The sequence below is a fragment of the Ensifer soli genome, assembly GCF_041928815.1.
Lineage (GTDB): Bacteria > Pseudomonadota > Alphaproteobacteria > Rhizobiales > Rhizobiaceae > JBHFEI01.
Genome location: NZ_JBHFEI010000001.1, coordinates 203,075 through 226,530 on the forward strand (window position 1 = coordinate 203,075; position 23,456 = coordinate 226,530).

A 23,456-nucleotide genomic window follows, 5' to 3' on the forward strand; every position below is an offset into this window, starting at 1 on the left:
CACGAGACGGCATTCTTGATTATGGCAGCGAGATCGGCCCCGGCCGCGCGGCGCGATCGAAAGAACGCCGGCCGGAGCGTGCGGCGCGCGCGCAGCATCGTTTGCGCGCGCGCCCCTTATTGGTTTTCGACGGCGTTACTTGAGGCCGTCCCAGGCGGCCTGGATGCCCGCCGTCACGTCCGCCGCAGACTTGCCACCGACATAGTCGACCATCGCCGTCCAGAAGGCGCCTGCGCCGATCTTGCCCGGCATCAGGTCGGAGCCATCGAAACGGAAGGTGGTGGCGTTGAGCAGGATCTCGCCCTGCTTCTTCATCGGGCCGTTGGCATAGGCATCCTGGTTGACGCCCTTGTACGGCGTCAGGAAGCTCGACTGCGCCATCCAGACCTCGTGCGCGATCGGCGTCTTCAGGAACTCGATGAAGGCGCGCGAGGCGGGCGTATCCCGGGTGATCATCGCCAGCGTGCCGGCGCCGAGCACCGGATTGCCGAGATCCGGCTTTGCGGCATAGGGCGGCATGTAGAAGAAGTCCGCATCCTCGCCGACCACCGTCCCTTCCGGGAAGAAGGAAGGCACGAAGGAGGCCTGATGGTGCAGATAGCACTTCGGCGGCGAGGAGAAGAGGCCCTTCGGGCTGTCGCGGAAGTCGGTGGAGGCGACGGCCGCCGCACCACCGTCGACGAACTTGTCGTTCTTGGCGAACCAGCCAAACTCGTCGATCGCGCCGATGACGGCCGGATCGTTGAACTTCACCTCGTTCGTCACCCATTTGTCATAGACGTCGGCGGGCTGCGTGCGCAGCATCAGGTCCTCGACCCAGTCGGTCGCCGGCCAGCCGGTGGCGCCGCCGGAGCCGAGACCGATGCACCAGGGCGTGCCGCCGTCGGCGACGATCTTCTCGGTCAGGCTCTTCAATTCCTCCATCGTCTTCGGGACCTCGTAGCCGGCGTCCTCGAAGTTCTCGGGCACGTACCAGACCAGCGACTTCACGTCGATCTTGTAGGGGAAGGCGTAGAGGGCGGCCGTGCCGTCCTTGCCCTTGTAGGTGGAGAGGTCCACCCAGGACTGCCCGGCGGCGTAGTTGTCGAGCAGCCACTTCTGCGTCTCGTCGCCGAGCGGGGTGAGGTAGCCCTTGGAGGCGAGATCGGCGATCAGGCCCGGCTGCGGCAGCACGGCGACGTCCGGCGGGCTGCCGGCCTGCGTGTCGATGACGATCTGCTGCTCGTAGTTTTCCGACGAGGAATACTTCACCGTCGCGCCGGTCGCCTCGCGGAAATAGTCGAGCACGGACTCGACCAGCGTCTGGTCCTCGCCGCGCCAGGGGCCGAAGATCGTCAGCGTCTGGCCGCTGAGGTCGTGCCCCTTCTTGAAGTCGTCGTAGCTCGCCCAGTTGAACTTCGAATCCTCGCCCGGAGCGAACTTCAGTTCGGCGGCCCCTGCCCCGCCGGCAAACAGCGCCAGCAGCGCCACGCCCATCATCAGTCTGGTTCTCACGTGCATCCTCCCCATGCTTCCGGCACCCGCCGGGACAAGTCTTCACCGCAGCTTTCAAAGCGCTTTGAGATAACGATAGAAATCACCGGCCGCAGGCAGAAGTCAAGCACCCTCTGAAAAATTGCGCGAAGCTGAAATTTATTGCCGCGCAAGATAAATTTGCACCGCAACATCCGGCATTTTTCCTTCATGCGGCACGGTGCCGGTGCTAAAGGGACGGGAGCGCCAGAGGCAACCGGCAAAGGATTGACGGAAAAGCCAAAGCGCTTTGAGGAGCATGCCCATGGCGATCAACCTGAAGCAGCTTTCGGAACTGCTCGGCCTGTCGCAGACGACCGTCAGCCGGGCGCTGAACGGCTATCCGGAGGTGAATGCGGAAACGCGCAAGCGCGTGCTGACCGCCGTCAGGGAAACGGGGTACCGGCCGAACCGGGCGGCGCAGCGGCTGGCCACGGGGCGGGCCGGGTCGATCGGCCTCGTCATGCCGATCGCCGCCGGCATCGAGAGCGACGTGCATTTCGGCGAGTTCCTCGCCGGGCTCGCCGAGGAGGCCGTGCGCCACGATTTCCATCTCGTCATCAATCCGAGCGCGCCCCAGGACGAGGAGCAGACGTTTCGCCGGCTGGTTGCCAGCGGCAATGTCGACGCGCTGTTCCTCGCCTATATGCGCGACCGCGACCAGCGCATCGAGATGCTCCGCTCGCTGTCGATCCCCTTCGTCGTGCACGGCCGGGCGATCGGGGTCGAGACCGACTATCCCTTCGTCGACGTCGACAATACCGGCGCCTTCTACGATGCGGCGCGACTTCTGGTGCATCTCGGCCATCGCCGCATCGCCCTCATCAACGGGCCGGCCTATCTCACCTTTTCGATGCGGCGGAAAAAGGGAACGATCCGGGCGCTCGCCGAACACGGGCTGACGCTCGACGAGACGCTGGTCGACCATGCCTTCATGACCGACGAGCACGGCTTTCGCAGCATGGAACGCTTCCTCGCCAGCGCCGATCCGCCGACCGCCGTCCTTTGTTCCAGCACGGTGCTGGCGCTCGGCGCCGTGCGGGCGATCAACCAGGCGGGGCTGAGGCTCGGCAGCGACATCTCCCTGATCGCCCATGACGACGTGCTGCCGATGCTGAAGCCCGAAAATTTCTCCGTGCCGCTGACGACGACGCGCTCCTCACTACGGGCGGCCGGCGCGCGCGTCGCCGGACGGCTGATCGGCCGCGTCGTGCGCGGCGAGGATCTGAGCCAGCAGGAATTGTGGCGCGCGGAGCTGATCGTGCGCGCCTCGACCGGTCCGGCGCCCGGCTGAGCGGAAGGTGCCCTCAGTTCTTCTCGGGATTGCGGTACTGTTCGTTGACGCGGCCGATCTCCGCCATCAGCCGGCCGAGGGCGACATAGAAATGATAGGGGGCGGCGGCGGCAAGGCCGGTCCTGCGCCAGAGCGCCAGTCCGCGCAGCGGCGAGGCCGCCAGCAGCGCGACCGATTTGCCAAGCGTCTTCAGCCGGCCGGCGGCGCTCGGATCGGCCTTGTGCTGCAGCATCGCGGAAATCGAACCGTTGCGCAGGCTGCGTGCGCGGATCCAGGACGGCTCGGTGCGCCGCGCCGGGACCGTTTCCGCCACCCAGGCCTCGGCCGCCCAGGCAAAGGTGAAGCCGCGCTCCCGCGCCCGGCGGTAGAAATCGCTGTCGCCGCCGCCGATGAAATTGAAGGCCACGTCGAGAAACGGCCGCGGCATCGCGTCGAGCACGCGCCGCGTGATCAGCACGTTTCCGGACGAATAGAGGATCGGAACGGGCCCGGTCGTGCCGTAATGGGGCATGAACACGGGATGGGCCTTCCATTTTTCCCGGGAGGGGTCGTCGAGGACGGGCAGCTGCGGCCCGCCGACCATGTCCGCGCCGGTCCGTTCCTGTACCAGAACGAGACTTTCGAGCCAGGCCGGCGCCGCGATCTCGTCGTCGTCGATCACGGCGATCGCCTGCAGGGCGGGATAGGTGGCGAGCGCTGCGGTGAAGCCGGCATTGTAGGCGTGGCAGTTGCCGCGGTTGTGGGCGATGATGACCAACGCATCCCTGCCGTGCTCGGCGAGAAAGGCGCGGGCGGCCCGCGCACCTTCCCGCGCCTCGTCGTCATTCTCCATGACGAGGATGGCAAAGGGCAGGCCCGGCGCCTGGGACACCAGCGTTTTCAGGGTCTTCACCAGATGGTCGGGACGGCGGAAGGTCGGCAGCGTCACCACGAGCCGCACCTCGCCGGCGCGCTCCTCGCCGATCTGGAAGTCCACGGAAATGGTCTCGCCGCCTGAGGTCATCGAAAGCCCTGTCCGCCCCTTTTGCCGCCCGTCACTAGACCAAATCTTCCTAAACAGATGCTGAACAGGTGAAATCGCTTTTGAATGAAGAGGTTAAACGGGCTTTCACGCCGCCTTGATACTGTCGCCTTCAAGAAACGCTGAAGCGCGGTGGTCGCATGCATCTCGTCATGGTCTCATCCCTGGTCCCGGTCGACACTCCCGCCTCGGGGTTCGACATCGCCAACCGTGCGGTCCTCGACGGCCTGACGGCGCTCGGCCACCGCGTCACCGTCGTCGGCTATCTCCAGCCCGGCCAGCGCCCGGCGCCCGGCGCCGACATGCGCCTGCTCGGCGAACGGGAGGTGACGAATGCCCGTGTCGGCGCCGCAACCAAGCTCGCCTGGCTCGCCCGCGCCTTTGCCCGTCGCACGACGCTGTCCTCCGCCAAGCTGATCGACCTGCCGGCCGCGCGCATTGCGGCGATCCTCGACAGTCTCGCTCCCTTCGACGGGCTGGTCCTCAACTCGATCCAGCTGCCCGCCGCCTATCAGGAGGTGTTCCGGCGCTACCCTTCCGTCTATGTGGCCCACAATATCGAGGCGCGCTCCGCCCTCGAAAACGCGGCGCGGGCCGAAAATCCGCTGACGCGCGCCCTCTTCCGCCGCGAAGCCCGCCATCTCGACCGTCTCGAACGGCTGATATCCGGCGAGGCGCGGCATGTCTTCACCTTCGCCGAGGACGACCGGCAGGGTTTCGGCAAGACGGTGGCGCGCCGCGCCTCGGTGCTGCCGCTCGTCACCCGCTGGACGCCGCCGGCGGAAAACCCCGCGACCGCCCCCGCCCGTGACCTCGGACTGATCGGCACCTGGAGCTGGGAGCCGAACCGCATCGGGCTCGACTGGTTCGTCGAAAAGGTCGTGCCGCTCCTTCCCGCCGACATGACGATCGCGGTCGCCGGCGGCCTCTCCGCGCCGCCCGCGACCGCCCATCCGGGCCTGCGCTTCGTTGGCCGCGTCGCCGATGCCCGCGCCTTCATCGCGCAAAGCGCCGTCGTGCCGCTCGTCGCGCGCGGCGGCACCGGCGTGCAGTTGAAGAGCATCGAGGCCTTCGAGATGGGCATGCCCTGCGTCGCCACCCGCCCGTCGCTGCGCGGCATCGCGGCGGTGCCGGCCGACTGCCGCATCGTCGACGATCCGGAAGGCTTCGCCGCCGCCCTCGTCGAGAGCGTGGCGACGGCCCGCGGCACCGGCTTCCGGCGCGACAGCGGCGCCGCCTTCCATGCGGCGCAGAAGGCGGAACTGCTCGCGGCGCTGGAGGCCGGCATCGCGCCGCTCGGGCGCAGCGTCCCGGCCGCCGCACGCCGCGCCGGCGACAGGCCGCGGCTTGCCGCCGCACGCCTTTCCGGGGAAGGAGCCGGCCGATGAACGGACTGACGAGCGAGGCCGCCCCGGCGGCGCGGCGCGACATCCTCGGCGTCGACGTCTGCCATTTCGGCTGGGCCGACGCGCTTGCCTATGCCGAGGACGCCCTGGCCCGCCCGGACGGCGGCCAGACCGTGATCGCCTTCCTCAACGCCAACAACGCCAACCTGATGATGCGCGACACGGTCTATCGCGACATTCTCCGGCGCCAGACGGTGCTGCCCGACGGCCACGGCGTCGACATCGCCTCCCTCGTCTTCCACGGCACCATGTTTCCGGCCAACCTCAACGGCACCGACTTCGTGCCGGCGCTGATGACCTATCTCGCCAGGCCGCGGCGGATCGCGATGATCGGCGCGCGCCCGGAGGTTCTCTTCCGCGCCGCCGCGGGCTTTCGCCGCCACGCCCCCTGGCACGAGTTCGTTCCGGTTGCCGACGGTTTCTTCCAGCAGGGACGCGCCGACACGGTGATGGAGGAGGTGCGGCAGCTTCATCCGGACATCCTGCTGATCGCCATGGGCAGTCCGCGCCAGGAAAAATGGATCGACCGCCATGTCGGCCCCGGCCATGGGCGCCTCGTCATCAGCGTCGGCGCGCTCTTCGACTTCATGGCGGGGGAAGTGCCCCGCGCGCCGCGACTGGTGCGCCGGCTGCGCTTCGAATGGCTGTTCCGGCTGATGATCGAGCCCGGGCGGCTGTGGCGGCGTTATATCTTGGGAAATCCTCTGTTCCTATACTACGTCCTGCGGCACAGGCTGGCGGGGGGCGAAAAGGTCCGGCCGGCCGCCGGCCGCGCCGGCTCGAGACCCGTTTGAGACAGGACGTCCTCCATGCGCACCGCCGTCATCACCGCTTCCTACGACAAGGATTTCAGCCGGTGCCGCCTTTTGTGCGAAACCATGGACGAGCGGCTGAAGGGCGACTGGATGCATTACATCCTGGTCGCCTCCCATGACGTCGCCCTGTTCCGCACGCTCCAGGGGCCGCGCCGGCAGGTGGTCGACGAGCGCGACCTTCTGCCCGTCTGGCTCCGGCCGATCCCGGACCTGATGTCCTGCGGCCGGCGCAAGATGTGGATCAGTCCCTACAGCCTGCCGCTGCGCGGCTGGCACATCCAGCAGCTGCGCCGGTTCGGCATCGCCCGGCAGCTCTCCGAGGCGGCGATGTTCGCGATCGACAGCGACGTGGTGCTGCTCAAGGATTTCGACGTCGCCCGGCTCTGGCACGGCGACCGGCTGCGCTTCTACCGGCGCGACCGGGAAATCGGCAACAACCCGCTGTCGAACCACCTTGCCTGGCTCGCCCATTCCGACCGCCTGCTCGGCATCGGCCCCTACCGGCTGCCGGCGCATGACTACATCAACACGCTGATCGCCTGGCGAACCGACACGACGCGGGCGCTGCTCGACCATGTCGAGGAGTTGCATGCGCGTCACTGGGTGCGGGCGATCATCCGTACCTCCGCCTTCTCCGAATGCCTGATCTACGGCCGCTACGCCGACGAGGTCGAGATGGGACGGGGGCACTACGCCTCGCCCGATCCGCTCTGCCAGACGCTCTGGTTCGAGGATCACGAAATCCAGGGCGCCGATGGGCTCCGACGCTTCATCGACCGGATGCAGCCCTACCAGATCGGCATCGGCCTCCAGTCCTTCATCGGCCACGATGTCGCCGACATCCGCAAGGTGGTGCTCAGCGCCGCGGCCTGAGAGGGCGACAGCGCCGGTCATTCGAGCCGGCACGAGTATCCCGCATCCCGCCAAAAACACCTCTTTGGTGATACGCAACCGCCGGCAAGCGCATCCGTATCGCTTTTCACCACGTCGTCCGGCATCAAGGCGCCTCCGCTCCGGCCGGAAGTGCCTCAGATCACCCTTTGGGTGACGCCGCGGGCCAGCACGCGATAGGTCAGCGCGAAGGAGAGCGCGTAGACGGCGGCGTAGACGCCGTTCAGCCACGGGGCCCAGAAGCCGGGGGCAAGGCTGAGGACGAGCAGCAGGGCGAGCAGGGAGACCTTCGTCACGCCGGCGATCGCAAGGTTGACGACGCGGCGCACGGTATTGCCGGTCGCGTAGAGAAGCTCCGAGTGATATTCGACGAGATTGCGGAAGCTCGGCACCAGCAGCACCAGCATGAGATAGGGGGAAGCGGCCGCGACATTGTGGCCGAGGCCGCCCGGCAGCACATGCAGATAGACCGCCATCGCCGCGATCGCCGCGAGGGAGACGGCGGCGACCGCGCCCTCGATGGCAAGCCGCGTGCGCCAGGCGGCGATCGTCGCCGGGCTGCGCATGATCCGCTGGACCAGCAGCGTGTTGAACGAGCGCACCGGCAGCGCCGTCAGGTCGGCAAGCCGCATGATGATGGCGTAGAGGCCGGAGACCTCCGGGCCGCCGATCGCCAGCACCGCGATCTTGTCGAATTCCGACTGGACGTAGAACAGGATCTCCGCGCCGGCGACCGAGATCGAATCCACCCACCGGCGCAGATAGAGCCCGAGCCGCCAGCGCAGGCGCACGCGCGGGTAGAAGACGAGGACGGCGAGCGCGAGCGCGACCGCATTGGCCGCGAGATAGAACCCCGCCCAGACCGGGAGCGAGGCGGCGGTCAACGTCGCGAAGGCGACGGCGGCGAGCGTGCGGATGCCCGTGCCGAGGATGACCAGCAGCGCGGCCCGCCCGAAGCGCCCGAGCCCGTTCAGGACGATGACCACCACTTCGAGGCCGCGCCAGCAGACGATCTCGGCCGCCATGAAGCCGGCAAAGGCGAGCCCCGCCATGTCGCCGGCAAAAACCGTCGCGTAGATGGCAAAGCACAGAAGCAGGATCAGCGGCAGCGAGAGGAGCGCGGCGGCCAGAAAGCCGGCCGTGTAGGTGCCGACGAGCCGCGGCTTCACCGTCGCGATGCGGTAGAGCGGCGACATGAAGCCGAAGGCGAGCGCCCGGGAGATCATGATGCCGGCGGCGGAGGCGGTGGCGAAAAGGCCGAAATCGCCGATGGACAGGCTGTTGGCGACGGAGATGAAATAGACGAGCGACAGGACGAGGCGGCCGGCGGACCCGCTCGTCATCGAGGCATAGGCGCGCACGACGTCGCGGTGACGTTGGTAGAGATCCCTTATCAGTCGCATCGCGCAGCCGGCCCCCGAGCCTGTCGCGGCAGCGGCCGGCGGGAAAGAGGCAACAACGCTCCCGACCGTTTCCGGACATCTGCGGCGACCTTAGGATCAAAATCTTAACGATGGATGTAGCGATGGAAATACTCGTTTTACGTGCATTTCCAGCCAGGCCGCATTAACCAATTGTTTGCCATGAAAAGCTAGGCTGCGTTCATATTCTCCGCATCCTGCCGTTCGTTCGGCGTTGATTGGACGACCGATGTTTGACACCGAGGACAACAACCGGCCGAAGCGCCCGCGCTCCCTGCTCGACGTCCCGGCCGATGTCGGGCGCCGGCCGTCCGCCCGTTCGTCCGCGGATGGCGAGAAGGCGGCCGCGCGGCCGCGCGCGGCCCGGGTTGCCGAACCGCATGCGAGCGTTGCGGAAACCGTCGTGCCGCGTCCGCCCGAGGCCGCCCAGACGGAGCGTCCGCTCTTCGACCTCGCGCTGATCCTGCGTTCCGTCTGGCAGGTGCGCTACCTCGTCATCGGCCTCACCGTCGCCGGCGCGATCGGCGGGGCGACGCTCGCGGTGATGACGCCGAGCAGCTATGTGGCGGAAAGCAAGCTCTATGTCGATCCGCGCGAGGTCCGCCTGACCGATTCCGACCTGTCGAAGCAGAGCCTTGCGACCGAGGGCATCCTGGCGCTCGTCGACAGCCAGATCGAGGTGCTGCGTTCGCGCGACGTGCTGGAGCGGGTGGTGCGCACGCTCGGGCTCGAGCGCGACGCGGAATTCGGCACGGCCGTTACGGCCGCGCCCGGCGGGTTCGGCCGCGGCATCGCCGTCATGAAGGAGATCGTCTTCGGCAAGGCGGAGACGAAGGCTGCGACACCGGACCAGGTCGATGCCAGGACGATGGAAAACCTCGCCAAGGCCGTGACCGTCGCCCGCGACCCGAAGACCTTCATCGTCTCCGTGTCGGTCAAATCCCGCGATCCCTCGAAATCGGCGCGGATCGTCAACCAGCTCGTCTCGACCTTCCTCGACGCCGAATCGGCGGCGCAGGCGGATTTCTTCCAGCGCACCACCGAGGCGCTCGACGGCCGTATCGCGCAGTTGCGCAAGGAACTCGACATCGCGGAAAAGGCGGTCGAAACCTACAAGGCGGAAAACGACATCGTCGGCGCCGCCGGCGAGCTGATCTCCGACAAGCAGCTCCTCAGCCTCAACGACCAGGTCGGCGGCGCGCGCACGCGCATGGCCGATGCCCGCGCCAAGGCGGAACTCGCCGCCAAGATCCAGCTTAACGACGTGCTCAGCGGCGCCTTCCCCGAGGAACTTGCCTCGCCGACGCTCGCCGAACTGCGCAAGCAATATGCCGAGGCCCGCGCCCGGCTCGGCGCGCTCGATGCCAGCCTCGGCCCGCGCCATCCGCAGCGGCTCGCGGCCGAGCAGTCGCTGGACGTATCGCGCTCCGAGATCGGCAACGAGCTGCGCCGCATCGCCGCGACGGCGCAGACCGAATACCAGCGCGCCCAGGCGGCCGAGGCCGACCTGATGCAGCAGCTGAACGTACAGAAGTCCAGGCAGGTGAACGCCTCGAACGGCTTCGTCGAACTGCGCGAGCTGGAGCGCAAGGCCGCGGCGACGCAGGTGATTTACGAAAACTTCCTGAAGCGCGTGCGCGAGACGGGCGAGGAAGAAAAGCTCACCTCGAAGAACATCCGCGTCATCTCGGCGGCTGAACCGCCGCTGCAGCCGGTCGGCCCGTCGCGCAAGCTGATCGCGATCGGCGGCATGCTGGCCGGGTTCGCCGCCGGGATCGGCGTCGGCGTCGCGCTCGGCATGATCCGCAGCCTGAGGGCGCTGTTCAACGGCGGCGCGGAACCCTCCCCCGTCCGGCCGCAGGCAGCGATGCCCCGCCCGCTCGCCGACCCGGTCGCCGGGCGGCGCGATCCGGCCGCGACGCCCCGGCCACGGTCGCAGCCGCTCCCGGACGAGGACCTCGACGAGGAAGCGGTGGAGATCGCGGCTCCGGCCGCGCCGGCGCGATCACGCGGCGAGGACCGTCGCGCGGGCGCGCAACCGGAAAGCGTCCGTGCGTTTCGCGCCTCCGACCATTCGCTGGCAGCCCTCAATGCGGCGCGCGGCGCTGCGCGGCCAACCGTGGAGGCGACGCCGCCGGAGATCGCCGAGGTGCGCGACACGCTGCGGGCGCTGCGTTCCCGCGTCGAGACCTATGCGCGCCAGCAATCGGCGCGGCGTGGCTGACGGATCAGGACGCACGCCTCCCATCTGAGGCCTTCTGTCGCCACGGGCGCTCTCGCCCTTGCAATTCGGCGATTTGGACAGCATAGGGCGCAGTGAGGCGATCCCGCCGCGTCGGCGGCTCTAGACTGGCCTCAACGAGAAAGAACGCCAGGGAGAGATGCTGTGACGACTGTAATCGATGGCCGCCGGGTTGCGGCCTCCGTCATCGAGGCGGTGACCGCCGCCTCGGCCGCGCTCCAGTCCGACACCGGCATCCGCACAGGGCTGGCTGTGGTCATCGTCGGCAACGATCCGGCAAGCCATGCCTATGTCTCGGCGAAGAGCCGCATGGCCAAGCAGTGCGGCTTCCACTCGGTCCAGCACACGCTGCCGGAGGCGACGACGCAGGAGGAGCTTCAGGCGCTCGTCGCCGACCTCAACGCCGATCCCGCGATCCACGGCATCCTCGTGCAACTGCCGCTGCCCAGGCACCTGAAGGCGGAGCCGGTGATCCAGTCGATCCTGCCGGATAAGGACGTCGACGGGCTGCACGTCGTCAATGCCGGAAAGCTCGCGACCGGCGATCTCGAGGGCGGCCTCGTCTCCTGCACGCCGGCCGGCGCGATGGTCTTCGTCCGCGACACCCACGGCGCCGACCTCTCCGGCCTCAACGCCGTCGTCATCGGCCGGTCCAATCTCTTCGGCAAGCCGATGTCGGCGCTGCTGCTCGCCGCCAACGCCACCGTGACGACGGCGCATTCGCGCACCAAGGATCTTGCCGCCGTCTGCCGCAACGCCGACATCCTCGTCGCCGCGGTCGGACGCGCGGAAATGGTGAAGGCAGACTGGGTGAAGCCCGGTGCAACGGTGATCGACGTCGGCATCAACCGGATCGACGCGCCGGAAAAGGGCGAAGGCAAGTCGCGGCTCGTCGGCGACGTCGCCTTCGAGGACTGCGCCAAGGTCGCCGGCGTCATCACCCCCGTCCCCGGCGGCGTCGGTCCGATGACCATCGCCATGCTGATGGCCAATACCGTGATCGCCGCCCACCGCAAGGCGGGCAGGAAGGCGCCGCGATTTTGAGGCAGGGTGCGGGCGCAACGGCCTCGACAGGGTCGCAACCGTGGCGCGCCCGTGCCTCAAGGGTTTGGCGGAAGCGGATTGCGCGGCAGCCTCTGCACCTTCCAGGACTCCGGCCACAGGCCGGCATATTCCAGGCCGACAAGGATGGCGGCGGCGATCACCACGATCGCGGCGATCCACAGCCATTGCCGGGACGGCGGGCGGCGCAGCCAGAGCGCCATGCGCACGAGAAGATGGGCGAACTGATCCATCGCCGATCTATAGACCGGAAGGACGGCCGAGGGAAACGGCTTTGGTGCCGACCGGCGGGCGTCAGTGGCCGCCGGTCGACCCGCCGGCCTTGCCGGGCGGATGGTCGTTGGCCACCGTCCCGTTCCTGTCGACGAGCGGCACCGGCTTCTCGCGCGTGTCGGTGCTGTTGGCGATGCGGGTGACGTCGTCCTTGGTCAGGAATTCGAGCTGCTCGACATAGACCTCCCAGATGACCTCGCCGTGCAGGTTGCGGTTGATGCCGTCCTTCACCATGTCCTTGAAGGCCTGCAGCTCGAAGCTCTTCTGCTGGGTGACGTCGATGATGCGCTCGCCGACGAGCGTGTCATAGAGCGCGTCGGTCAACGCGTTCTTCAGCGGCACGTCGAGGGTCTTCAGCTTGTCCTTGCGCGCCGAGAAGGAAAGCTTCGTCAGGAAATAGCCGCGCACGCCGCCATCGCCGATCGCCGGGATGGTGATCAGGTCGCCGGGGACGTATTCCTCGTTGGCGCGGCGCTCCGCATCGGCCTCGCTCACCGGCGGCGCCGAGGCATGCTGCACCGAAAAATAGACGGCGCCGAGCGTGACCGAGCAGACCCAGACGCCGGTGATCAGGAGCTTCAGCATCAGACGTCGCTGTAGCGGAACTGCTGCTCGGAATAGATGCCGTCCGCGTCAGCCTCCTTCACGGCCGTCTTCAGGATGTCGACGACCGAGCGGATCGCATCCATATGGGCTTCGACCTTGAGGGAATTGGCCTCGAGCTTGCGGCGGATGTGCCGGGTCTGGGCGACGAAGGTCGCCGGAATCTCGATCTCGCCGCCATTGCGCTGCAACATGGTCAGTTCGTAGAGGCAGCGGCTCTTGTGGGCGTTGGAGACCTTCAGGTCGAAGGTCGGATCGACGCCGATCCGGTTGTTCTCGTTGTCGATGATCATTTCCAGTCGGCCCAGCACGTTCTGGATCCGCACATGGCTCGGCGTTGCAACGTCCATTCTTCCGCTCCCGCTTGATCGCGTCCTTGCGTCCGGGCCCCTCGGGTCGAGGGACGGCCGGCGCGCCGGTTAGAACATTTCTGGTGATCTCGGGATCACCTTCAACGCTCTATGCTCTTGTTTTTAGCGCATTGTCCGACGCCGAAGCGATCACGCTTCGGCTGGAAATGCTCTGGTGTCGTCGTTTCGCTCAGACCGCGCCGGAGACCGCCGCGGGCCCCGCCTCGTCGTCCGTCAGGCTGGAGACGGCCTTGCGCTCGTACTCCTGGACCATGCTGGCGGCGACGTTGACATTGTTGCCGCCCGTCTCGGCGTTCACCCGGTCGGTCGCGCTGTCGGCAAAGACGCTGCTGCCGCCGGAAAGCCGGGCGGCGATGCCGATGCCGTCGCCTTCGGCGAGCGCCGCGCCGAGCTGGTCGGCCATCATGCTCTTCCACATGTCGCCGGCCGTGCCCTTGCCGTAGATGCCCTCGCTGTCGGAGGGCAGCATCGACTTGACGAAATTCTGCAGCACCATCGCCTCGAACTTGCGGTAGACCTCGGGGATCTTCGGCGCCTCGGTGCGATTGCTGATGTCGCTGAGGCTCGCCGTGCCCTTGTTGCCGCCGAGAAGCGAGACGGCGCTGGCAAAGCCGTTGCCGGCGTCGGCAAGGCTCGTCGCCTCGAAGGCGGCCTTGTTGGCCTTGAGCTTCGCCTGCGCTTCCTGCACCTGCGTCGGGTCGGCCGCGCGCACGACGTCGAGCACGAGGTCGCTCGGGGGGGAGATCGCCATCTTCGTCCTTCCTTGGCGGCAGACGGCCATGCGCGTTCGCGCCCCTGGCCGGGAGACACCCTATCCATCCATGCGTTGAAGCATCGTGCCGCGCCGCCTCATGGGCGCGTCCCTTGGAAGCACTATCGCGGCTCAACCTTACCGGAAGCTGGCGCGGCCCGCAGCACATGCTGGTCGACGAGGTCGTAGATGGCGTTGTCCGCCTCCTCCCGGTCCTCGGCGGTGCGGGCGTCGAGCATGTGCTCCTCCAGCCGGTCGGCCTTGGCCCGCTCGCGCAGCACCCGGTTCTCGTGCACCTGCTGCAATTCGGCGAGCATCTGGTCCTTGCCGGCGAGCCTGCCGAGCTGCGAGGCGTAGTGGCCGGAAAACATCCGGTGCAGCGGATGGACGGACCCCATCGCGTCGGCGACGACGTCGATCGTCACGGCGAGTTCGCGCCGCTGGCGCGCCGTCTCGGCGAGATCGTTTTCGGCCATCTGCTCGAGATGCCGCTGCACGGCGACGAGGCGTTTCAGCTTTTCCGAACGGGTCTTCATGGATCACAATCCCTGCATGACGGTGACGAAGCCGTCGGCGAAGAGCTTCAGCATCGCGGCGATGCCGAGATAGACGAGGAACAGCCCGCCCATCATAAGGTAGGGCGCCGAGATGAAGGAAATCGGAATCTGCGGCGCCAGCTTGTTGACGAGGCCGATCGACATGTTGAAGAGCAGGCCGTAGATGATGTAGGGGCTCGCCAGCCGCAGCATGATCATGAAGATCTGGCCGAGAGAATCGGTCAATGTCACCAGCACGGCCTGGGCGTCGAAGGCTGCCCCCGGCGGCATCACGCGATAGGATTGCGCGATCGCCTCGAAGATCACATGGTGGAAATCCAGCATGAAGAGCACGAGAAGCCCGGCGAAGGAGATCATGTTGGTGAGCTGGTTCTCGGCCGTGTCCTCCAGCACGTCGTTCATCGGCGGCGCGTTGAAGCCGATCATCATGGTGATGACCGTGCCGGTGAACTGCAGGCCGAGCACGTAGTAGCGGGCGACGAGGCCGATGACGACGCCGACGATCACCTCGATGCCGACGAGGCGGACATAGGCGAGGTCCTGGCCGCCGACCTTCGGATAGATGTCGTCCCACATGATCGGCAGGATCGCCATCGAGACGGCGACGGCGATCATCAGCCGCAGCATCATCGGCACGCGGGCGGTGGAGAATCCGGGCATCACCATGATGGCGCCGCCGATGCGGCAGAAGGCCGCGAACAGCGCCAGGATGGTGCCTTCCGGATCGGTGATCACGAGATCGAGCCGATGATCTTGATCTCCAGCCCCTTGGCGAGCTCGACATGGGAGAGAACCGGCAAGGTGGCGAAGAGGCGCTCGATGATCATGCGCACATAGGAGCGGGATTCGGGCGAACTTACCAGAACAAACGGCATGCCGCGGTCGAGATGCTCGCGGATGACCTTGGTCGCCTGCTCGCTGAACTCCTCCAGGTGCCGCGGGTCGATGTCGAACTCGACGACCTCGCCCTTGGCGTCGCGCTTCAGCGCCTGGTGGAAGACCATGTCCCACTTGTTGCCGAGACGCAGCACGCGCAGCACGCCATTGTCGGCGAGGTCGCCGCAGAGCTGCTGCGACATGCGCACCCGCACATGCTCGACGATCTGCTCGGTCTTCCTCACATGCGGCGCGAGCTCGGCGACGGCTTCGAGGATCAGATGCAGGTTGCGGATCGAGACGCGCTCGGCGAGCAGCAGCTTCAGCACCGCCTGCAGGCCGGAATAGGACATGTGCGAGGTGCAGATCTCGTCGGCGAGCTTGCGGTATTCCGGATCGAGCCGCTCGATCAGGATCTTGACATCCTTGTAGGAGAGAAGCTGCGGCAGGTTGTTGCGGATCACCTCCGACAGATGGGTCAGCACGACCGAGACGTTGTCGATCGGGTGGAATCCCTCGCGCTTCAGGTCCTCGGTGAACGTTTCGAGGATCGAGACGGCGGGCATGCCGAAGGCGGGCTCGCGGATCTCGTCGCCGGGCACGCTCGGCCGGCGGCCGCCGCCGGTGACGACCAGCACCTCGCCGACGCGCACCGTGTTGGAGGCGATCGTCGTGCCGTGGATCTTGATGTGGTAGGCCTTGTCCGGAATGGTGATGTCGTCCGACACCTTGATCTCGGGCACGACCAGACCGTATTGCGCGGCGAACTTGCGGCGCATCTTGCCGACGCGGAAGGCGAGTTCCTGATGCGAGCCGAGCAGGCGGGTGGAGACCTGCTTGCCGAGCAGCAGCTCGATCTCCGGCGTCTTCAGCACCGACTTGACCGAATCCTTGTCGGACGCCTCCTTGACCTCCTGCTGGGCCTGCGCCTCGATCGCCCGGCGCTTCTCGGCCTCCGCCTCCATGCGGCGCGGGATGACGAAGCCGAGGAAGGCCATGCCGCCGCCGAGGATGGCGAAGGGCATGAACGGAAGGCCGGGCATGAAGGCGAGCAGCAGCAGCAGGCCGGAGGAGACCATCAGCGCCTTCGGATAGCGGCCGAGCTGGCCGATGACCGCCTGGTCGGTCGAGCCGGTGGCGCCGCCGCGCGAGACGATGAGGCCGGCGGCGAGCGAGACGATGAGGGCGGGGATCTGCGAGACGATGCCGTCGCCGACGGAGAGCTTGACGAAGACGTCGGCCGCCTCGCCGATCGGCATGCCGTGGCGGACATAACCGATGATGATGCCGCCGAAGACGTTGATCGCGGTGATGATCAGGCCGGCGACCGCATCGCCGCGTACGAATTTCGACGCACCGTCCATCGCGCCGAAGAAGGAGCTTTCCTCCTCCAGTTCGGCGCGCCGGCGCTGGGCCTCCTTCTCGTCGATGAGGCCCGAGGAGAGATCGGCGTCGATCGCCATCTGCTTGCCGGGGATCGCATCGAGGGTGAAGCGGGCGCCGACTTCCGCGATGCGGGTGGCGCCCTTGGTGATGACGATGAAGTTGACCGTGATCAGGATCAGGAAGACGATCAGACCGATGACGAAGTCGCCCGACATCACGAGGCTGGCGAAGCCGGCGATGACGCCGCCCGCCGCATCGTGCCCCTGATGGCCGTGGGAGAGGATGACGCGGGTCGTGGCGATGTTGAGCGACAGGCGCACCATCGTCGAGATCAGCAGGATCGTCGGGAAGGACGAGAAGTCGAGCGGCTTCTGGATCCACAGCGCGACCATCAGGATGAGGATCGAGAACGAGATCGAGAAGGCGAGCCCGATGTCGATCATCAGCGGCGGGATCGGCAGGAACAGGATCGCCAGGATCGCGATGATGCCGATGGCGAAACCGATGTCGCGCCCTTTCGGGGCGACCTTGGGGATGATCAGAGCAGCCTGTTGCGCCATGATGTCTTCCGTCTCTTCATGAGAAGGGAGGCGGCAGGACCGCCCGATGCGACCACAGGCCTAAAGGACGAAGCTTGCGCGGGGGATGCGGCACCGGCCCAGGGCTCGCCCTCCCTGCGTCACGCGTTCGACGGGGGAGACGGCCTGTCTCAGAAGCCGGACTGGATGCGCGAGAAGACGAGATTGGTGAAGATCGAGATCTGCGAGCCGACGAAGGGCGCGGAGACGGCGACCGTGATCATCACGGCGAGGATCTTCGGCACGAAGGTGAGGGTCATTTCCTGCACCTGGGTCAGCGCCTGGATGAGCGCGATGACGACGCCGACCACCATGGCGGCGAGAACGGCGGGGCCCGACGCCACGACGACGGTCCAGATCGCGGCCTGGACGATATCGAGGGCGTCGGCTTCATTCATGGGAACGTCCCGGTCTTGCCCTCACCGGGCCTTGCGTGGTCTGTCGGGCCTACTTGACCGTCACGCCGGGAACGATGGCGAGCTTCTTGCCGTCCTCGAGGGTCGCGACGATTCCGTCGGAATATAGCGTCACTTCCTTGACCACGCCAGTGATCTCGCCGTCCTGGCTGGTGACGGTGCGGCCGATCACGGCGTTCGCCTCGCTGAGCGAGGTGCGCTGCAGCAGGTTCTCGAGATTGGTGTTGGTCTTGATCGTCTGCTCGACCTGCGAAAAGGTGGCGAGCTGGGCGATCTGCTGGGTCGAATCCATCGGATCGGTCGGATCCTGGTTCTTCATCTGCGCCACGAGCAGCTTGAGGAAGCTCTCGTAGTTGAGGTTGGCCGAGACGGCCGCCTGCGAGGACGGCGACTGGCTGCCGGTGGCGGTGACGCCCGAGACGCCGCTTACCGCCACGGTGCGATCTCCTTGCGGATCTGCTCGATCATCGCCGGCGCGATCTCCTGGGCGTTGAGGATCTTGTCCTCGATCGTGTAGAGGCCGCGGATCGCCTTCAGCGCCTCGAAGGCGCGGCCCTGGACGACGAGGCCGTCGATGCGCTTCAGTTCGGCGAGAACGTCGTCGTTCTTGAAGCAGTTGAGCAGCATGACGACCGACTTGCGGAACATCGCCGTCGACTGCTCGGCGCCGTCCGGATTGATCAGGATCATCTGCGCGATGAAATAGAGCTGGCGCAGCGGCGTGTTGGCGTCCTCCGGCTGGAGGACGTGGTTCTCGAGCAGGAAGGTCACATCGTTCAGGAACTCGAGGGCGACCTTGCGGTCGACGCGCAGCACCGCACCGTTGACGAAGATCCGTTCACCGGACTTGAGCGAGATTCGCAGTGTGCTCTTCATTTAAGGCCATCCCTGATGATGGTTGTGATGTCGATGATGCCCTGGAAGTTGGACGATTCCCGTTTCCGGATCTTTTCCGTCTCGTTCAGTATCCAGATGGCGATGGAAATGAGATTGGCGCGCAGTTGGTCGTCGAGCTGGTTGTCGGCCGCGCGCAGGTCCTCGATGAACCGGATCCAGACGCGGCGCGTGTAGTAGATCGCCTCGATCGCCTCGCGCTTGTAGCCCGGCTGCTGCTTGGCGGCGTTCAGAAGCGCGATCGAGCGGTCGAGAACCTGGCGCTCCCGGTCCTTGGAGTCGGCAACCCCGTCCTCCATGACCTCGGCGTATGAAAACTGGTACATTCAGACATCCTTCATGTTTGTCCTGTTGTGCCGCCTCAGAGGTAGTTGATCAGGCTCAACTGCTGCAGCCGTGCCGTCAACGTGTAGGATGTCTCGATCTGCGTCTTCAGCGCCGTCAGGCGCACCGAGGCGTCGTAGGTGTCGATACCCTCGAGATCCAGCTTGTTGTTGGTGATGATCTTGATCTGGGCCTCGAGCGATGTGGTGGCCTTCTCGACACGCGATTCCGACACGCCGAGCGCGCTGCGCTCCGCGTTGAGACCGGTGATCGCCTCGGAGACATAGCCCATCGCCATGTCGCTGACGGACGCGCGGACGACGGAGGGGATGTCGGTGTCGAGCAGCTCGCCGGCGATCACATTGGCAAGCGCGAACTTGCGCACCGCGTCGCTGTTGACGTTGGTCGAGCTCTGGATCACCTCGGTCGTCGAGATGCGGCTCGTCATGTTCTGGCTCGAGGCGTTCGACCAGTCGGCATCCCACTGCGCCCCGCCGAGGAACATCGGCTCCAGCGTGTTGGTGATGAAGTCCTTCATCTGGTCGCCGGTGAAGTCCTTCATCGCGGTCAGCGGCGGCACCTGCGCCGCCATGAAGCCGGAAAGGGCCGCCTGGTAGGTCGCCTTGGCCGCCGAACCGGCGGGATCGTTGTAGTCGGCCAGCGGGCGGACGTCGGTGTTGATGCCGGCGAAGAGGTATTCGCCGTTGAGCGAGGTGTTGGCGGCGGCGGTGAACAGCGTCATCGCGCTCTGGATGTCGGCCTTCTGGATCGACAGCTTGTCGACCGCATCGTTGCCGCGGAAGGAGACGAGCGTGTCGCGCACCTTTTCGGCCGCCTCGACCATGGTGGCGAGGGCGTCCTGCGAGCCGGACAGGCGCTGGGTCACGATCGAGTTCGTGTCCTTCAGCGTCTGCATGCGGCTCAGTTCGCGCTGCAGATTGATCGAGCGCGTGGCGCCGGCCCCGAGCGAGATGCCGAGATCGGCATGGCGCCCGGTCGTGATCTCCTCCTGCAGGCGGACCATCTCTGACTGACCCTGCTGGATCGTCAGCCGCATGGCCGTCTGCACGGCGAGACTGGATACGAAAGATGTCTTCATGACCACCCTCAGACGGCATCCATCAACGCGCGGAACATCGCGTCGACGGTCGTCACCAGTTTTGCGGACGCCTTGTAGGACTGTTCGAGGTCGAGCAGCAGCGACAATTCCTCGTCGATGCTGACACCGGTCTCGTTGGAAAGCGCCTGCTGCGTCCGCGAAAGCAGCGCGCTCTTCGTGTCGTTGGCCGCCGAGGCGGTGCTGCGAAGCTGTTCGATCCAGCCGAGCGAGGCGCCGGCGAAATCGGTGATGCTGCCGGTCGTCTGCAGCTCGGTGATGCCGTCGAAGGTCATCGGCGCGTCGAGTGCGGCGACGAAGCTGTCGAGCAGCGCCGAATAGCCGGAATTGGCCCCGGTGTTGGAGACGACGCCATTGAAGCCGCCGTCGCGCAGGAGCTGCGGGTTCGATTCTGCAAGCGGGTTGACCGAGAGCGTTTCCGCCATGCCGGACACCAGCGTGCCGGGCGCAGGGATGGTGCCGCCCGCCCAGACGAAGAGGCCGGGCGCGCCGCCCTCCTGGAACAGGGTGACGAGGCCGCGCGCCAGTTCGTCGAGCTGGGTCTGGAAGGTGGGCGCGATGTCGTCGCGCACCTGGAGCAGGCTCTGCAGGCGCCCCTGCGCCGAGGTGTTGCCGCCCGTCCCGCTCGAAAGCTCGACCCCGTCAACATAGACGGCACCACCGGTCGTCGCCGCGTTGAAGGCGACGGTCGGCGAAAAACTCACCTGGCGAGGCGTCGTCTCGAAAAGCACGATCCCGTCGGAGGTGTAGATCACCGTGTCGTTGTTGGCGCGGCCGACCGTCGAGATGCCGACGATCTCGGACATCTGCTTCAGGAGCTTCTCGCGGTCGTCCATCGCGTCGCTCGTATCGGCGCCGCTGACCGTCATGCCCTTGATGCGGTTGTTGACCTTCTCGAACTCGGAGAGGAGGCGGTTGAGCTCGGCGACGTCGTTGCCGATGTCCTTGTCGGCCTGCAGGCGCACGTCCTGCACGGCGGCCGAGGTCTTGCTGATCGAGAGCGCCAGGTCGCGGGCCTCGGCGACGACCGAGGCCGCCACCGTCGTGCTCGCCGGCGTCGCGGCATAGGTCTGCAGCGTGTCGCGAAACGAGGAGAGATAGGTCGCCGGCGACGTTTCGTAGTCGTTGTCGCCGAGCGAGGTCTTGATCGCCTGGAGGCCGGATAAGAGCCGGTCCTGGGCGGAGGCCTGCGAGATGCTCGCAAGCGTCTGCTTCATCAGCGCGTCGCTCTGCGCCCGCTGGATGCTCACGACCGTGGCGCCGTTGGCGCTGGAGCCAAGCAGGGCGAGGCGGCGGGAATAGTCCGCATTGCCCGAATTGGCGATGTTCTTCGACACGAGCGTCGTCTGGATGCTCGTATTGTTGAAGATCTGCTGCGCGGTCGTGATGGCGGATGAGAGCGACATGACGCTGACCCTGAACCTTCCGTTAACGCTTCAGGTTGACCAGCGTTTCGAGCAGTTCCGAGCCGGTCATGAAGACCTTGGAATTGGCCGTGTAGCTGCGCTGGGATTCGATCATCTGCGTGAGCTCGGTCGCGACATCGACGTTCGAGCTCTCGAGCGAGTTCGAGTTGACGTCGGCGAACTGGCCGGTACCGGGCAGGCCGACCTGGTAGTCGCCCGAATTGATGCTCTTGGCATAGACGTTGCCCGACATCGGCACGAGATTGTCCGGGCTCTCGACATTGCCGAGCGCGATGCGGTACTTCGCCGTCAGGTCGCCATTGGCGTATTTGACGTAGACGGTGCCGTCCTTGGTGATCTGGTAGCCGTCGACCGGGCTCGGCGCGTTGCCGTTGGCATCGCCGCCGTCGGTGCTGAAGGTGTTGCCGAGCTGCGTCGTCTTCGAGAAGTCGATGGTCAGCGGAGCGAGCGTCGCGCCCGAGATCGGCACGGTCAGCGCGCTGGTCGTCAGGTTGGCCGGCGTGGTGGTCAGCTGGCCGGTTGCGCTGAAGTTCAGCGTGCCGGACCCGAGCACGCCCGTCGTCGTTCCCGCGACATAGGTGGTGCGGTCGCGGATCTCGAGCGTCCAGGTGTTTTCCGCCGTCTTCGAATAGACGAAGTCGAGGAGACGGGCCGAACCCTGGCTGTCATAGACGCTGAGCGAGGTGGTCTGGCTGGAGCCGATCGCGGCGCTGCCCGGCAGGTTCGCGCCCATCGAGGCCTGGGTGGAGCCGCTGGCGGACAGGCCCTGGGCGGCGAGGCTGATCTTCGTCAGGCCGGTGAAGCCGTTGACGACCGGGGTCGGGTTCTCGCCATCGGTGATCTCGTAGCCGAGCAGGGAGAAGCCGGCGGAATTGACGAGATTGCCCTGGTCGTCCTCGGTGAAGGCACCGGCGCGCGTCAGGTACTGGTTGCCGTCGGAGCCCTGGACGATGAAGAAGCCGGCACCGTCGAGCGCGAGGTCGGTCGAGGAGGTGGTGCTGACCGCGGCGCCCTGGTCGGACACCGCGTAGCGGACCTTGGTGTCGACGCCGCCGGAATTGTAGTTGCCGCTGCTCGTGGGGAGGATCAGCGAGGAGAATTCCGTGGACGCCCGCTTGTAGCCGGTGGTGCTCGCATTGGCGATGTTCTCGGCGACCGTGCTCAGGCGGTTGCCCTGGGCGCTCATGCCGGAACCGCCGGTTCGCATCATTCCGTAAAGACTCATTTCGGATCCTCGTTTTCGTCGATGGTGACAGACTTAGGAGATGGGCCTTGCGTGAACCTGTCTTGCACCGGTCGGGAAAGCCGCCGCCACGGCCGCCGGCGCGACGGCTCAGCTCCAGTCGATGCAGTAGCCAAGGAAGCGCTTGGAATCGATCGGATCGGTGCCGAGGCGCTTGCGCAGCTTCTTGCGCAGCTTGCTGATGTGGCTCTCGACGACGTTCTCCTCGACGTCCTCGTCGAAGATGCCGTAGATCGCGTTGAAGATCTGGGTCTTGGACACGCGGCGGCCGCGATTGGCGACGAGATATTCGAGGATGCGGCGCTCGCGCCGCGGCAGCGGGAAGACCTCGCCGGCGATCTCCGGATCGCGCCCGTCGGCGAAGACGCGGATGGCGCCGATGTCGGTGTAGCCCGTCACCGCCTTCAGGCGGCGGCGGATCGCCGCCGCGCGCGCCAGGATCTCGCGCGGATGGACAGGCTTGCGCACGACGTCGTCGACGCCGCAGTCGAAAAGGGCGAGCGTCGTCTCGAGCGAGGGGCTGTCGCTGACCGCGATCACCGGAGCGCTGGTGCGGTCGCGGATCGCTCGCGGCAGGGTCAGCGTCATCTCGCCCTGGCCGATCAGGAAGGCCTCGACGGCGTCGATGTCGCCATCGGCGGCGGTCGCCACCCATTCGCCGAACTCGCTCGGATCGAAGCCGGTCGAGGGGATGCCCTCCCGGCCGAACAGCGACGTGTATCCGTCCTTCACCAATTCACGCTCATCAACCACTACGATCATTCGTCCGCCTCCGAATCAGTATGGTGTTTCGATGAGATACAGGTACGAATCGCGCGATTCTCCCTCAACTAGAGTTTCTCGTGGGGTGATTTTTACAGTTGATTAACCATGTCGGCGCGATTTGGACTAGATCTGGTGGGTCTCCGCGGTCAAACCCACAAAAATTCCTGGGGAAAAGTTAACGAGTGGTTAATTGCCATTTGCACGCCTCATT

At 66.3% G+C, this 23,456-nt stretch carries 25 protein-coding genes; 6 read left to right on the plus strand and 19 right to left on the minus strand.

All coding sequences use genetic code 11. The features are described 5' to 3' along the window. Positions 1-135: 135 nt before the first annotated feature. Positions 136-1,476: an ABC transporter substrate-binding protein gene (locus ACEVQ6_RS00890; protein WP_374887348.1), complete on the minus strand. Its 1,341-nt coding sequence runs from the start codon at positions 1,474-1,476 to the stop codon at positions 136-138. A 156-nt stretch (positions 1,477-1,632) separates the two neighbouring features. Further along, on the minus strand, positions 1,633-1,779 hold the full coding sequence (locus tag ACEVQ6_RS00895) for a hypothetical protein (protein WP_374887001.1): 147 nt from the start codon (positions 1,777-1,779) through the stop codon (positions 1,633-1,635). Between ACEVQ6_RS00895 and ACEVQ6_RS00900 the strand changes: the two genes are divergently transcribed. Next, positions 1,778-2,806: a LacI family DNA-binding transcriptional regulator gene (locus ACEVQ6_RS00900; protein WP_374887002.1), complete on the plus strand. Its 1,029-nt coding sequence runs from the start codon at positions 1,778-1,780 to the stop codon at positions 2,804-2,806. The two genes, ACEVQ6_RS00895 and ACEVQ6_RS00900, sit on opposite strands and share 2 nt — an antisense overlap. 13 nt (positions 2,807-2,819) lie before the next feature. On the opposite strand, the gene ACEVQ6_RS00905 is transcribed toward ACEVQ6_RS00900, so the two are convergent. Next, positions 2,820-3,809, minus strand: a complete 990-nt coding sequence (locus tag ACEVQ6_RS00905) for a glycosyltransferase family 2 protein (protein ID WP_374887003.1) — start codon at positions 3,807-3,809, stop codon at positions 2,820-2,822. A gap of 158 nt (positions 3,810-3,967) precedes the next feature. Here ACEVQ6_RS00905 and ACEVQ6_RS00910 point away from each other — a divergent pair, with 158 nt between their 5' ends. From ACEVQ6_RS00910 to ACEVQ6_RS00920, 3 genes are read left to right on the plus strand one after another with little or no spacing between them, the layout of a single operon-like run. Beyond that, positions 3,968-5,215, plus strand: a complete 1,248-nt coding sequence (locus ACEVQ6_RS00910) for a glycosyltransferase (protein ID WP_374887004.1) — start codon at positions 3,968-3,970, stop codon at positions 5,213-5,215. Next, the gene (locus ACEVQ6_RS00915; protein ID WP_374887005.1) at positions 5,212-6,027 is read left to right on the plus strand and encodes a WecB/TagA/CpsF family glycosyltransferase; all 816 of its coding nucleotides are present in this window, start codon (positions 5,212-5,214) and stop codon (positions 6,025-6,027) included. The genes ACEVQ6_RS00910 and ACEVQ6_RS00915 overlap by 4 nt, the downstream gene beginning before the upstream one ends. Before the next feature lie 15 nt (positions 6,028-6,042). Then, on the plus strand, positions 6,043-6,921 hold the full coding sequence (locus tag ACEVQ6_RS00920; RefSeq protein ID WP_374887006.1) for a DUF6492 family protein: 879 nt from the start codon (positions 6,043-6,045) through the stop codon (positions 6,919-6,921). 155 nt (positions 6,922-7,076) lie between these two features. On the opposite strand, the gene ACEVQ6_RS00925 is transcribed toward ACEVQ6_RS00920, so the two are convergent. Further along, complete coding sequence (locus tag ACEVQ6_RS00925) at positions 7,077-8,342, minus strand: lipopolysaccharide biosynthesis protein (RefSeq protein WP_374887007.1); 1,266 nt, start codon at positions 8,340-8,342, stop codon at positions 7,077-7,079. Between the two features lie 247 nt (positions 8,343-8,589). On the opposite strand from ACEVQ6_RS00925, the gene ACEVQ6_RS00930 reads away from it, so the two are divergent. Both ACEVQ6_RS00930 and folD read left to right on the plus strand, forming a co-directional pair. Further along, on the plus strand, positions 8,590-10,584 hold the full coding sequence (locus ACEVQ6_RS00930) for a GumC family protein (RefSeq protein WP_374887008.1): 1,995 nt from the start codon (positions 8,590-8,592) through the stop codon (positions 10,582-10,584). Positions 10,585-10,746: 162 nt separating this feature from the next. Further along, on the plus strand, positions 10,747-11,646 hold the full coding sequence (gene folD / locus ACEVQ6_RS00935) for a bifunctional methylenetetrahydrofolate dehydrogenase/methenyltetrahydrofolate cyclohydrolase FolD (RefSeq protein WP_374887009.1): 900 nt from the start codon (positions 10,747-10,749) through the stop codon (positions 11,644-11,646). Between the two features lie 56 nt (positions 11,647-11,702). Here the strand turns inward: folD and ACEVQ6_RS00940 are convergent, their stop codons facing one another. From ACEVQ6_RS00940 to rem, 15 genes are all read right to left on the minus strand, one after another. Continuing rightward, positions 11,703-11,897, minus strand: coding sequence for a hypothetical protein (locus tag ACEVQ6_RS00940; protein ID WP_374887010.1), 195 nt, complete (start codon positions 11,895-11,897; stop codon positions 11,703-11,705). Positions 11,898-11,958: 61 nt separating this feature from the next. Further along, a complete protein-coding gene (locus ACEVQ6_RS00945) occupies positions 11,959-12,522 on the minus strand; it encodes a hypothetical protein (protein ID WP_374887011.1) in 564 nt (187 codons plus the stop codon). Beyond that, entirely contained in the window at positions 12,522-12,890 is a 369-nt protein-coding gene (locus tag ACEVQ6_RS00950) for a hypothetical protein (RefSeq protein WP_374887012.1), read from the minus strand. Before ACEVQ6_RS00950 ends, ACEVQ6_RS00945 begins: the two co-directional genes overlap by 1 nt. Before the next feature lie 190 nt (positions 12,891-13,080). Continuing rightward, positions 13,081-13,662: a rod-binding protein gene (locus tag ACEVQ6_RS00955; protein ID WP_374887013.1), complete on the minus strand. Its 582-nt coding sequence runs from the start codon at positions 13,660-13,662 to the stop codon at positions 13,081-13,083. Positions 13,663-13,784: 122 nt separating this feature from the next. Next, a complete protein-coding gene (locus tag ACEVQ6_RS00960) occupies positions 13,785-14,198 on the minus strand; it encodes a hypothetical protein (RefSeq protein ID WP_374887014.1) in 414 nt (137 codons plus the stop codon). Positions 14,199-14,201: 3 nt separating this feature from the next. Further along, complete coding sequence (fliR, locus tag ACEVQ6_RS00965) at positions 14,202-14,954, minus strand: flagellar biosynthetic protein FliR (protein WP_374887015.1); 753 nt, start codon at positions 14,952-14,954, stop codon at positions 14,202-14,204. Then, the gene (gene flhA / locus ACEVQ6_RS00970; protein WP_374887016.1) at positions 14,951-17,041 is read right to left on the minus strand and encodes a flagellar biosynthesis protein FlhA; all 2,091 of its coding nucleotides are present in this window, start codon (positions 17,039-17,041) and stop codon (positions 14,951-14,953) included. Before flhA ends, fliR begins: the two co-directional genes overlap by 4 nt. A gap of 149 nt (positions 17,042-17,190) precedes the next feature. After that, positions 17,191-17,457 (minus strand): flagellar biosynthesis protein FliQ, encoded by a 267-nt coding sequence (fliQ, locus tag ACEVQ6_RS00975; protein WP_374887017.1) that lies wholly within the window; start codon positions 17,455-17,457, stop codon positions 17,191-17,193. A 49-nt stretch (positions 17,458-17,506) separates the two neighbouring features. After that, on the minus strand, positions 17,507-17,911 hold the full coding sequence (flgD, locus tag ACEVQ6_RS00980) for a flagellar hook assembly protein FlgD (protein WP_374887018.1): 405 nt from the start codon (positions 17,909-17,911) through the stop codon (positions 17,507-17,509). Then, positions 17,902-18,351: a flagellar biosynthesis repressor FlbT gene (gene flbT / locus ACEVQ6_RS00985; RefSeq protein ID WP_374887019.1), complete on the minus strand. Its 450-nt coding sequence runs from the start codon at positions 18,349-18,351 to the stop codon at positions 17,902-17,904. The genes flgD and flbT overlap by 10 nt, the downstream gene beginning before the upstream one ends. Beyond that, entirely contained in the window at positions 18,348-18,695 is a 348-nt protein-coding gene (flaF, locus tag ACEVQ6_RS00990; RefSeq protein WP_374887020.1) for a flagellar biosynthesis regulator FlaF, read from the minus strand. Before flaF ends, flbT begins: the two co-directional genes overlap by 4 nt. A 35-nt stretch (positions 18,696-18,730) precedes the next feature. Beyond that, a complete protein-coding gene (locus ACEVQ6_RS00995) occupies positions 18,731-19,792 on the minus strand; it encodes a flagellar hook-associated family protein (RefSeq protein WP_374887021.1) in 1,062 nt (353 codons plus the stop codon). Between the two features lie 8 nt (positions 19,793-19,800). Then, positions 19,801-21,216, minus strand: coding sequence for a flagellar hook-associated protein FlgK (gene flgK / locus ACEVQ6_RS01000; RefSeq protein ID WP_374887022.1), 1,416 nt, complete (start codon positions 21,214-21,216; stop codon positions 19,801-19,803). Between the two features lie 22 nt (positions 21,217-21,238). Next, the gene (locus tag ACEVQ6_RS01005; protein ID WP_374887023.1) at positions 21,239-22,462 is read right to left on the minus strand and encodes a flagellar hook protein FlgE; all 1,224 of its coding nucleotides are present in this window, start codon (positions 22,460-22,462) and stop codon (positions 21,239-21,241) included. Positions 22,463-22,570: 108 nt separating this feature from the next. Beyond that, a complete protein-coding gene (gene rem, locus ACEVQ6_RS01010) occupies positions 22,571-23,242 on the minus strand; it encodes a transcriptional activator Rem (RefSeq protein WP_374887024.1) in 672 nt (223 codons plus the stop codon). Positions 23,243-23,456 lie beyond the last annotated feature (214 nt).